8 protein-coding genes are annotated in these 12,568 nt (G+C 36.5%); 6 read left to right on the top strand and 2 right to left on the bottom strand.

Annotation, left to right across the window (positions count from 1 at the left end):
• The 5 genes from J2X69_RS24215 to J2X69_RS24195 all read left to right on the top strand — a co-directional run.
• On the top strand, nucleotides 1-213 hold a 213-nt coding region (locus J2X69_RS24215), incomplete at its 5' end, for a hypothetical protein (protein ID WP_310109298.1).
• A 563-nt stretch (nucleotides 214-776) separates the two neighbouring features.
• A complete protein-coding gene (locus J2X69_RS24210) occupies nucleotides 777-1,484 on the top strand; it encodes a class I SAM-dependent methyltransferase (RefSeq protein WP_310109294.1) in 708 nt (235 codons plus the stop codon).
• Nucleotides 1,484-2,668 carry an SDR family oxidoreductase gene (locus tag J2X69_RS24205; protein WP_310109291.1) on the top strand — a complete coding sequence of 395 codons (1,185 nt, stop codon included), beginning with the start codon at nucleotides 1,484-1,486 and terminating at the stop codon, nucleotides 2,666-2,668. The genes J2X69_RS24210 and J2X69_RS24205 overlap by 1 nt, the downstream gene beginning before the upstream one ends.
• Nucleotides 2,646-4,403 (top strand): HAD-IIIC family phosphatase, encoded by a 1,758-nt coding sequence (locus J2X69_RS24200; RefSeq protein ID WP_310109289.1) that lies wholly within the window; start codon nucleotides 2,646-2,648, stop codon nucleotides 4,401-4,403. The genes J2X69_RS24205 and J2X69_RS24200 overlap by 23 nt, the downstream gene beginning before the upstream one ends.
• A 52-nt stretch (nucleotides 4,404-4,455) precedes the next feature.
• Nucleotides 4,456-4,671, top strand: a complete 216-nt coding sequence (locus J2X69_RS24195; RefSeq protein ID WP_310109286.1) for a hypothetical protein — start codon at nucleotides 4,456-4,458, stop codon at nucleotides 4,669-4,671.
• A gap of 1,252 nt (nucleotides 4,672-5,923) precedes the next feature.
• Here the strand turns inward: J2X69_RS24195 and J2X69_RS24190 are convergent.
• On the bottom strand, nucleotides 5,924-9,436 hold the full coding sequence (locus J2X69_RS24190) for an amino acid adenylation domain-containing protein (RefSeq protein ID WP_310109283.1): 3,513 nt from the start codon (nucleotides 9,434-9,436) through the stop codon (nucleotides 5,924-5,926).
• Nucleotides 9,437-9,606: 170 nt separating this feature from the next.
• Here J2X69_RS24190 and J2X69_RS24185 point away from each other — a divergent pair, with 170 nt between their 5' ends.
• Nucleotides 9,607-10,314 (top strand): thioesterase domain-containing protein, encoded by a 708-nt coding sequence (locus J2X69_RS24185; protein WP_310109280.1) that lies wholly within the window; start codon nucleotides 9,607-9,609, stop codon nucleotides 10,312-10,314.
• Between the two features lie 17 nt (nucleotides 10,315-10,331).
• On the opposite strand, the gene J2X69_RS24180 is transcribed toward J2X69_RS24185, so the two are convergent.
• Nucleotides 10,332-12,568 (bottom strand): amino acid adenylation domain-containing protein (locus tag J2X69_RS24180; RefSeq protein ID WP_310109279.1); only part of this gene is annotated, 2,237 nt, incomplete at its 5' end.

Genomic DNA, 12,568 nt, shown 5'->3' with positions numbered 1-12,568 from the left:
GAACATAACCAGAATACTCATGATCTCGGAATCAGCAAGGGAGGCGGCCCTTTTCTTGATTTATTAGTTGATGATTCGAGGAGGTGTTTTTGTATTTCCAATTCAAAATCGATGCAGAAATCGTCAATGAAAACGAAAAATTCGGTAATTTTATCCTTAAGCATAGAGGATGATTTAGCTGTTAAAACACTGATTTCTAATAATTTAAATTGAAAAAAAACCTCGTTTTTCCTATTGTTTTTTTTAAAAAAAAATATCCCGAACTCACGTTAATTTACTAATATCCAAGTTCTTGTGAGATTTGTTTTTACTTAATTTAAACTAGCGCAACGGTTTTTTTAAAATTCTGGCATAATTAACAGTGTTAGCTACCTCAAAAAACAACATAAGAGCGTTTATAGAAGAAAAAGATTAAACTCCATTATTATTTCCTTAAACTATTGCTAACTTAAAGCTATTGTTTTTATCGGCAAGTATTTAAATTAAAATCAATTCCCCTGATTGCCTCAGGACTCATCAAAATGGAAAGAATGTCAGCACAGTTTATATCCAAGAAAGCGAGTCATATGAGCAGCTCTTTTCTATCTGATTTAGCCAGCGAGATAGAAAAAAAAGACCGCCTGCACTCCAAAAAAATATTAGAAAACATATCTTTTTTGACTGAGACCTTTCCAAATCAATATTTTGAATTGGTCGAGTTAATTTGGTGTTATTTTAAATACGAATCCCTGACGTCGGCAGAAATCATTAATGATTACCTTAAAATGATAAAGGATATGAGAAAGGAAAGTCTTTACTTTTACAGGTACGGAAAATATCGCTGTGCAAATGAAGCATTTGCAGAAGAAAATGTCTATTCCAAACCGGACGTGATGAGCTATTACATGAATGCACTACTGGTATCTCAGATATTATGGAAACATCATTTCATGATGTTTGATTATTTTAAAAAGAAAATAAAGATTCAATTTGTTGGCCATGCTAATACCACCATACTAGATGTAGGTCCAGGTCATGGGTTTTTCTCATTTATCATTAAAAAGGAATTTCCTGACTATCAAAAAATTGATATTGTTGACATCAGTGAAACTTCATTAAAAAAAACTAGAAAGGTACTGGGCGAAGACATTGGGAAAATCAATTATTATAGATCAAATATATTTGATTATCAGCCATTAAAGAATTATGATCTGATAGTCTTAGGTGAAGTTCTCGAGCATCTTGACGACCCGAGAAAAATTCTGTTCAAATTGGCTGAAATGCTGAGCTCTAACGGGCTAATATGGATTACCACACCTACCAATTCCCCTGCCCTAGACCATGTATATCTTTTTAAAACAATAGATGAAATCAAAACATTAGTCAAATCGTCCGGCCTGAATGTAGTCGACTCTTGTCACTATTATAGTGAAGATGTCTCTGAGAAAACGGCTTTGAAAAATAAAATCACAAATTTAGTAGGACTATTCTGTAAAAAATCATAATGAAAAAATACACAGAAATAAACATTGGTGATAGAGAGACCCTTGCGCATACTGTCACAGACCGTGATATAGAAAAATTTATTAATCTAACTGGCGATGACAATAAATTGCATGTTGACAAAAATTTTGCAACCAAAACTCAATTAAAAAAGCCCGTAGTTCATGGCATGTTGAGTGCATCATTCATTTCCACGCTTATCGGAACAAAATTACCTGGTGATGGAGCCTTGTGGTGTTCTCAAACTCTGGAGTTTATTTTACCCGTACATGTGAATGATACAATCACAATTATCGCTACAGTAACAAAGAAAATCGACAGGGAAAAAATCATAGAACTTACCATTGAAATAAAAAATCAACATAAGCAGCTAGTCACAAAGGGGCTTTCTAAAGTTAAAGTACTAGAACAGCAGGAAAAAACAATAGATGCCGAAGAAGTGCCATCACAAAAGACAGCTCTGGTGTTGGGTGGAACCGGAGGCATTGGAAGCGCAGTTTGCAAACAGCTGGCTACAGAAGGATTTTCTATTTTTATACATTATTTTTCCAACAAAGTATTGGCATCTGAGTTAAAGGATTTCATCAACAGCACGGGGGGCAAAGCAACAATCATACAAGCCGATATTACGGTAAGCGAAGAGGTCAATAGTCTATATAACAATTTTCAAAGAAACGCTATGACCTTAGATGTACTGGTTAACTGTTCATCTATAAAAATTCCAAGAATATCGTTTCCTAATCTAGAGTGGCGGAGTATGGAGGAGCAGATTACATTTAACATAAAGCCGATTTTCGAAATTGTAAAAATATTCCTCGACCTTTTGAAGGCAGGACGACCTGGGAAAATTATAAACCTTGGAACATTGGCAACAGACAAAGTGAATGGAGATTGGCTACATTATATTACAGCAAAATCCGCATTAATAGGTTTTACCAAAGCATTATCGTTTGAACTGGGGCCTAGCGGTGTACGAGTCAACATTGTATCTCCAGGGCTTACTGACACAGAACTGACATCGGATATTTCCGAAAAAGATAAACTCATTTCTGCATCGCAAACTCCATTAAGAAAATTAGCAACGACACAAGACGTCGCAGGAGTCATAAGTTTTCTGGCTTCAGACAAATCAAATTATTTAACTGGGCAAAATATTCGAGTTAATGGAGGCCAATTTAGCATATAAACTGCGAGAATTAAGCTATTTAGATATTCTCAAAAATAATACAGAGCTATCAAAATCTAAGAAAGAAAGAGATTTTACAATAACTATCTTATGTAACATTACTCTAGATCCAATCAAAGAAATATTGGAATTTTATCTACGTTCCTTCTCATACAATCCAATCATCAAATTTGGAAACTATCAGAATATCGTCCAAGACACTTTCAATATTCAAAAATCGGATCTCGTTATTGTTTTTTATGAACTCATAAATATCAGTGAAAATTTTCATTTGATAGCTGAACTCATGTCTAGGAAAGAGACAAATCAGGTCATAGAAAATTGCAAAATTGATATTGACCTGATTTTGAAAAATCTGCGTAAAAAAAATGTGTTAATAAATGTATTTTCATCTTATCCGTTTACTGGCTCAAACATTGCAATCAGAACGATCAACAAAATCGTTACTATCCTAAATCAATACCTTGAGCAAAAGAAAACACCTAACGTCCAGCTAATTGATATTAATCGAATTTCAAATTTTCTAGGTTCGGCCAAAACATACGATTTTCAAAAATTCAAACTCTATAAATCACTATATTCAATAGAATTCCTTAAGCACTATGTCTCGGGCATTGAAAATATACTCTTACGTCACACCGGAAAACTGAAAAAGGCCTTAATTTTTGATTGCGATAATACATTATGGAAAGGGGTTGCCGGAGAGGAAGGTGACAACATCACGATGTCAGCTCATGATGCTATAGGTGTTCACTTCCATCTTGTCCAAAAAATAGCAGTATCGTTGAGTAGGAAAGGCGTCTTAATCGGTTTGTGCAGCAAAAACAATTCTCAAGATATTGAACATATTTTTTCGAGGCATCAGGATGTTGTTATTGGCAAAGATGAAATTGTCATTATGAAAGTAAACTGGAATACAAAAGACGAAAACTTGAGAGCAATTTCACAGGAACTAAACATTGGGTTAGATTCAATTGTTTTTGTAGATGATTCCGAATTTGAAATAGAATTGGTCAAAGCCAATCTTCCTGAAGTACTTGCTTTGAAAGTACCCAATGATATTTGTCAGTATCCTGCAATGATTATAGAAACAGCCCAACGTTATTTCAACCTTCATCCAAACAAGGAAGATCTCAACAGAACAAAAACTTATAAAGATCAGGCTACTCGGCGAGTCGTAGCGACATCTTTCACCAACATTGATTCATATCTTAAAACATTACAAACACAACTGATTATCTCAAAAAACTATGACCTCCATATCCCACGGATCTCCCAGTTAATGCAAAAAACAAATCAATTTAACCTAACAACTCATCGCTACTCTGAGACCGAAGTCAACAATCTGATCAATGAACCTATCGTAACTATTTTATCCATGGACGTCACCGACTGCTTCGGGCCAATGGGAATCTCTGGAGTTGTTATCCTTCGTGAATGGCCTTTACTAAACACTTCAGAAATTGATTCTTTCCTTTTAAGTTGCAGAGTCCTCGGAAGAAAAATTGAAGTTGCATTACTGGACTATGTTATAAAGTTCTGCAGAGCGAACGGCTATCAACGCATCATAGGAACTTATATTAAAACTGAAAAAAATGGCATGGTAACCGATTTTTATGATAGAAATCAATTTACTAAACTGACATCCTCTGAAAAATCTACAACCTACTCTTTGAACATAAGCAGTTATAGATATAACAATCTTAATTTCATATCCATACTGGACTCTCAATAACTTATAAACCAACATGCTAAAGCAAGAAACAAGTAAGAAAATAAAACACATTATGTCTGTAGTTTTTGAAATATCACATAGTGAAATCTATGAATATAGTTCCATTGATACAATACAAAATTGGGATTCCATACGACAGTTGAATCTTATAATTGCTCTTGAAGAAGAATTTCAGATTTCTATTCCTGACGAAGAAATTGGAAACATGGTAAACTATAAAATCATCTACCACGTGATACTGGAAGCTCTGGAGAATAAAATACCCTAGAGAATTGAATTACATTATACTTTACATGTCAGACCAAAGCTAATATGATCGCAGAAAGACTAGCTGGCGATCAGGGCAAAATAAGATCTCTAAAGACTTAATCACTGTTAGCATTAAGAAAACGAGCTATAAGCTATCACATATTCTTCTTGTTTGCCATGGATTTGCTAAGTTTCCTTTCCATTTTATTAACAAAACGTTTCTACCACGAATTTAATGGAATGATTAACATTGAGTAAAAAGATATTTACGAAGATTTTTTTTCACAACACTGCTTAATCTAGAGGGGGTTGGGAAGTCCAATCTATTGAAACAGACCCTGAAAAAGCTGAGATTGATATCTGTATGAGCTACCGGCTGGATAAATTGGTAGATGATCAAACCGGTGAGTTAAACAAAGTATATGCCCATGCACCCGAGTGTGAATGGAGGCATCTTGAAACCATGCAATACAAGCCATTCATCTAGTGTCGACTTCCCAAGATTATATCCTCGCACGTTAAAGTAAAGGCCATTCAGCCCAATTGGGTATCATGCTAAGAACACCATGCTTAACATTTGGAACCTGCTGTCATTGATCTAGAGAAGACAGCTAAAACCGCGATACTCATGCGCTGTGGTTTTATTATAGCAATCAGAATACTGCGTTTAAGTATCCAGAGAGGCATGGGCAGGAGGAATAATCACAGGTGGCTTTTGACCAGTTGAGATCGATGAGAAGACCTGTATCTACCCAAGCAAGTCCACATTTTATTAATCCAGATCCTCAAATAGGTTTGCATCAAAAACAAACCTATGAGAAAAGCAAATCAACATGAAATGGAAGTGAAAGTAGCTTCCTTCAAATCCAGTGGCCTTACCCAACTTGAATTCTGCAAACAGCAATAGATCAAGCTTCCCGCATTTTCTTATGGGTACCGAAAGATCAACGGTAATTCACAAACTCGACTTTCCGGATTCACTGAAGTAACTGCCCCAAGTCTGGTGGTCTGGAAGTGGCGTTGCCCAAAGGGGTAACCATCCGTGGAATCCATGACCTTTCATTGATCTGGCAACTGACCAAGTGGTAAAATGTTTATGTTAGGACCTTCACACCGGATCTTCCTGTACGGTGTGGCAGTCGACATACGGAAAGGATTAATTATAAACCCTAACTGTCCTTTACAAAGGAATTTCCCAAGATGCCTTTTGATAGACAACACCTATTTTTGATTGTAGAATATCTTCATCTAAATCCTCTGAGCCATCATTATTACTCTTTGTTACGATCCTGCGTCTGGCGGATTAATTGTGCAATGGATTGAATAGTTGTATTCAATAAAAGGCTTCTAACTCCTAATTTTATTGCCAAGGTCGCATTAATTTGAGCTACAACCTTCATTAATAGGATTGAGTTTCCTCCGATTTTAAAAAAGTCATCAGTAATTCCTACCCGATCTACCACTAGTACCTGTTGCCAAATCCGGCACAATGTTGCTTCCAGATCGGTCGTAGCTTGAAGAAAATTTAACGTTGAAGGATAGAAAAAATCAGGCATTGGAAATTCAGACACATTCACTTTCCCATTGACCGTCAAAGGAAATGAGTCCATTAGAACCAATGTAGAGGGAATCATGTAACTTGGCATTATATCTGAAATTTGCTTCAAGATATCCTTGGAGTCTACAGGTTTGTTAGCATCCATTAATGTATAATATCCCACCAGATATTTTGATGAGGGTTGTTTTTTATTTTTTTCTTTCACCAACACGCAGGAACCCTTGATTCCCGGAATCATTCTTATTGCATGTTCAATTTCACCTAACTCAACTCGGTACCCATGAATTTTAATCTGATTGTCATTTCTTCCAACATACTCAAGATTACCATCAGCTCTCCATCTCACCAAATCACCAGTTTTGTATAACCTTTGATGTCCTTGGGAAACATATTGGTCTGAAAATGGATTGTTGACAAATTTTAAAGCGGTAAGGGAATCATTATTAAGGTAACCTTGCGCCACCCCCGCACCAGAAATGTGCAGTTCTCCAACAACGCCAATGGGTAAAAGATTCTCAAACTTATCCAATACGTACACCTTTGTATTATTAATTGGTTTGCCAATATTTGTTTCATTATCATTCCCTACTTTCGTTGCTGTGGCTACAATGGTTGTCTCAGTCGGGCCATATGTATTATAAATACTAGCTTTCGATGATATTTTTTGAAAAGGTTCCCCACCTACGATAATGAATATTATATAGTCGGCATAGAGATCAATCTGCAAAGTATTGAGATAACTAGGCGTTGTATTTAATACATTGATTTTAAAATCTCTAACATAAGAGTCGATGTAATTTGGGTCCAACACATGCTCTTTACTAAGTAAATGAAGACATCCGCCACTGAATAAAGACATATATATGCATTCTGCAGCAGCGTCAAAAACGATATTGGATGTCAATAAGCTGCTCATGGATGAAGTTAGTGGGATCAATTCCAGCTGTGACAAAATTTCATTATTCACACTATAGTGATTGACCATAATTCCTTTCGGATTTCCACTTGTCCCAGAAGTATAGATTACGTATGCCAAATTACTTCCAACACTGAAGGGAGACAAATCTGTAGAATCCTCATTCCTATAAAAATCTTCTGTAATGTCAATGTGAAGAATGCGATCTGGTCTAACTCCAAAATCATGCGTTTCATCCAGTTGATGATGTGTTAGGATGATCAACGCCTGCGTATCTGACAAAATGTAGTTGATTCTTTGCTTTGGGTAACTTGGGTCGATTGCTACATATGCTGCCCCAGATTTCAATATAGCCAACATTCCGACTACTAGTTCCACACAATTATTTAAACACATTCCAACAATCTTATCGGGAAGCAAATCTATCCCCAACAATGTATGATAATGTCGTCTAATCTTCCGGGCTAGCTGATTACTTCGCTCATTTAAATCACGAAATGTCAATTGTTCCTCATTAAATTGAATAGCAATTTTGTCTGGAAATTCATTTACCTGCTGTTCAAATAATTGATTAATTGTTTTATCATTGGGATAGGGTTTTTCTGTATCGTTCCATTCAAAAAGAAGCTGATACTTTTCATATTCAGGCACTAGTGACATCGAAGTAATTGGTGACCTCGCATTTGCGATGAGGTTTGATAGATAGTACCTAAATTGTGATGACATACGCTTGATTGTTTCTTCCGAATGAATGGTATTGTCGTAAATACAGCAGAGGCGATGGTCGATTTCCGACAATGTGAATGTAATATTTACCGATGATGGTAATTTGGACCGATAACCAACTAAATTATCAGCAATTACAATATTTATCGGAAATAGGCTTCCCTCAGAGGCATGCGATTTTAATTTAGATAATTCCGGATACCGTAGAAATATGTCATTTGAGAATGTTTTGGCTTTTCGAATAACATTCACTTCGCCAATAAGCATTTCAACCACCTGATGAATATTATAACCAATATCGAATTCCACATGTAATGGAACAAATTCCGAAAATATATTAAAGGGATTAGATAAATTGAAATCTCTAATATTGCTATCTGAAAAACCAATATCGAATGAAGTATTCCCAGAAATTCTGCTAAGGAAAGAGACTAGTGCTGCCATTGTAAAAATGGTTGAATCGTAAGTCTCAGGGAACAAACTCGTTTGCCTAATATCTTCTACCAAAATTGAAATAGTTTGTGATCCCACAAGTGAAGAGTTGAGATATGGATACGGAAAACTCACTGTTTCCAACCGAGAGAGCTTATTTACCCAATAACATTCCTGCATACAGATAATTTTGTCGATTTCTGTTATCTTTGAAAGAGTGGTGGATTTCAATTTTTCCAATTTACTTCCAGGGACTAAGCCATTCAACGCAATCACATCAACTATTGGAACTACTTTTCCTTCAATCGTAGATACGCTGGTTATGAATATTTCATTCCGCAAGCATTTTATCCGAATACCATTGGGACCAACTTCGGTAATTACACCCCTCTCTTCATTAGTCCCAGTAAACGATACCTCAACCTTCAGTATAACATAGTAATTGCTTCCAAGTAAAATCTTGGGCATTCCTAACACATTCTGATAATTTTCAAATGTCAGTGCTCGAATAATGGCATAGATGTCCAGAGCATCTTCATCTCCAGTAATAATAGCGAGGGACGGTAGTCTTTTATACTTTGAGAAATATGTTCTTTGGGACAAATTCTGAGCGGTGAGTACTTCTGTTCCATTTAACAGTTCATCTGTCAATGCATTGAATTCATTAACTGCACTTTCAAAACATTTAATATCAAGAGAAAAAACAGTTTCATCCTCATCAATCGATAGGGTGCTTTGTTTTAAAATATCGCCACCGTCAATGATACCGTTAATGCAGTGCCATGTGATACCATAACATGGTTCTTTATTGATCAAGGCCCATGAAGTAACATTCAATCCTGCGTATCTAGGCAAAGGACCATTATGATAATTAATCGCATATTTACGAGGAGAATCATATACTTCTTTACTAAGTAGCGTAAGATTGCTTATGCTGAACAAAAAATCAAACGGCTGTTCCCTAAGAATACTGAGTAATTCTTCTAATTGATTGATAAACCTTATATTATTCTCCCGTGCCCATGTTTCTATCCTTTGGTCCGTCGACCGAATACCTAAAACCTTATAGTTCTTGCTGATTAAAATATCACCACATAAAATAGGCAAAATACCCTCACCTATAATGAAACACGTTTGACCATTTACACTCATATTTAACTGACTTGCGTTTATTTTTAATTACGGTTCTTGAACTTAAAAGGTAAGCAACAATAATCTTTAGGCATTAAACCACTTTGGTCGTCTTTGAAAATTTGAAATTTTCCTATATTTGTCGACAATTCCTCAATTAATCTCTAAGAATCATTAACTTTTGATCATTAATGAACAAGATAAAACTATTCTGTTTCCCTTATGCAGGTGGAGCGGCTATAATTTATGAAAATTGGAGACAATTTTCAAACCTTCGAATTGAAGTGAAGCCAGTTGAATTGGCCGGGCACGGCAAAAGATTTAATGATACACCATATGACTCTCTAGAAGAAGCCGTCGAAGATCTATTTCAAATCATTATCGAAGAAATAAAAGAACATGATTATGCTTTTTTTGGGCATAGCATGGGATCAACGATTGCTTATGAGTTGGCTTTGAAAATAAAAGAGTTGAATGTCCGTCAGCCAAAACATCTCTTCTTTTCAGGAAAAGGAGCCCCTGACGTTAAGGAAAAGAAAGATAAAAAATATCATCTGCTAGATGAAGTTCAATTCAAAAAGAAAATCTTAAAACTTGGGGGAACGCCTGAAGAATTTTTTGAACACCCTGATTTATTAGAACTTTTTATTCCAATACTTCGAAATGACTTTAAACTTGCGTCCACTTCGTTTGAAACAAGAAAATTGAGTCCCTTTGAATGTGAAATTTCAATTCTTTTAGGAAAGGATGAAGAAATTTCTGCCGAACAGGTCTATGGATGGAGAAATCATACCAATAAAACTTGTTCAATTTACTTTTTTAACGGAAATCATTTTTTTCTCAATCATGAGGGGAAAGAGTTGTTCAGGGTTATTAAAAATAGTTTGCAACCGAAATAAACTAATTAACAGAATTATCACAACTCTCCTTCATTATATACTACATTTTTTTCACTGTGATTGTCAAGTAGCTTTTGAATCGTTGAAAACATGAATATATCAGCTACCGTGATACTATACCCCAAAACCTTAGTCATCTGATGAGATACTTGTATAGCCAAAATGGAGCTACCCCCTATTTGAAAAAAATCGTCAGAAATTCCAACACATGATACCCCTAGAACATCCTGCCAAACCTTACAGACCACAATTTCTTTATCTGATTTGGGGCGTATGTAATTTTCTTCATTAGAGCTAAAATCCGGGTCAGGAAGGGAATGAATGTTTATTTTACCATTGATTGTTGAGGGAAAAAAATCTATTTCAATCCAGACCTTTGGAAGCATGAATTCTGGGAGTTTTTTTGATAAATGTCCGAAAATATCTTCGCTACTCAATTGATTAAGAAAAGGTACATTGTTATAAGAAATCGTGTCGATCTGATCGATATTAATGGATTTAATCATTTCTTCACCTGCCAAGTCCGAGTCCAATACCTTACGGATCACGACATCAAATCGGTATTTACTCAATTCATTGGAATAATTTCCTGACCTGTGATAAACATTTACGGCTACGTTTCTGTATTTATTTTCCAGACGGACAAAATAACTAGGACTAATCAATAATTCATTCTCCATTTTCGATATCCTGTTAATATCATTATTTGTATAATCTTTCCCTATATAAGTTAGCCTATCCTTAATTAATTCTTTATGTAAATCGTAGTTCCGAACATCCCCTAAAAAAATACATCCTTCACCTGATAATTTTTTCATGGCCTGAACAAGGAGATCATCCAAATAATGAATACTTGGAAAATATTGACAGACAGAATTAATGATAATGGTATCATACAACTCACCATCAGGAAGTTGATCCAGTTGTTCAGCCCTGAGATGGTAGAGTTCAATGTCTTTTTTCCAATTTCTGACATATGCCTTGTGCCTCTCAATAACGCGTCTGGAGATATCCAAACCTGTATATTTCTCAACTTCCTGTAATAACGGATACATTAGCAATCCGGATCCAACACCAATTTCCAGAATATTTGTTGGCTTCAGGTTTTTTACAATAGATAGAATTTCTTTTCTCCATAATTCCATTTCTGTTAGCGGTATGGATTTGCCAGAGATATAGCTGTTCCAACCAGTAAAATCAGATTCTAAATCTATTTTATCAATCTCTTTTTTGTATTCTGTATCGTATAAATCTTCCCAGCTATCTAAAATAGCTAAATCTCTTCCCGTAATATAATTTAGATCCTTTACATAATAACCAATCAGGTATTTGTTCGCTCCTCCAGCCGTCTGCTTCTCCTTCACCACAACACAGCTCTGTTTGATCCCCCCAATCCGGTTCATCGCATGCTCGATCTCCGCCAACTCAATCCGGTACCCGCGGATCTTAACCTGGTCATCGTTCCTGCCGATATACTCTATGTTCCCGTCATCGAGCCACCGAACTAGATCCCCCGTCTTATACAATCGGGTATAACCCTTCAGCCTGTCTGTGTCCGTGGCAAAACCGTTGGGAACAAAACGTTCGGCCGTCAACTCGTCATTGTTCAGGTAGCCCCGCGCAACGCCCGCCCCCCCTATGTATAACTCCCCGGTTACTCCAACCGGAACAGGAACCCCATGCTGATCCAGAATGTATAGCTTAACATTGGAAAGCCCTCTGCCGATATTGGAAGGAATGTCTCCCTGTTCATACTCATGCATCGACGCACACACTGTATTCTCTGTCGGACCATAAGCATTGATCAGCTTTCTTCCTTCACCCCACTGTCGCATCAGATCCAGCGAACAAGATTCTCCTGCCACTACCAACGTCTTCATTGAAGAATATTCCCCTATCAGCATAGCACTCAACAGAGAAGGTGGAAGTGTTGCTATCGTCGTGCCATAATGTTCCAGATGATCTCTTATCAATTCAGTATCCTGTCTTGCCTTGCCTGGAAGAATAGACAACGACGCCCCCAATGACAACGTACTGAATATCTCCCACACCGAAGCATCAAAAACATAGGAAGCGTACTGTAATACTCTAGAAGCAGGCGTGATTTCCAATGCCCGCTCTTGTAAGAAAATTAAATTAACCACACTCCTGTGCTCCACCATCACTCCCTTCGGCCGGCCGGTTGTGCCCGAGGTATAGATCACATAGGCAAGATCGGTGGGGGTGCTGTAACGTGGAAGATTAATATCGCCCG

Origin of the sequence: Algoriphagus sp. 4150, from assembly GCF_031457395.1 — a bacterium.
Taxonomy (GTDB): Bacteria; Bacteroidota; Bacteroidia; order Cytophagales; family Cyclobacteriaceae; genus Algoriphagus.
This window is presented reverse-complemented; position numbering and strand designations above follow the sequence as displayed.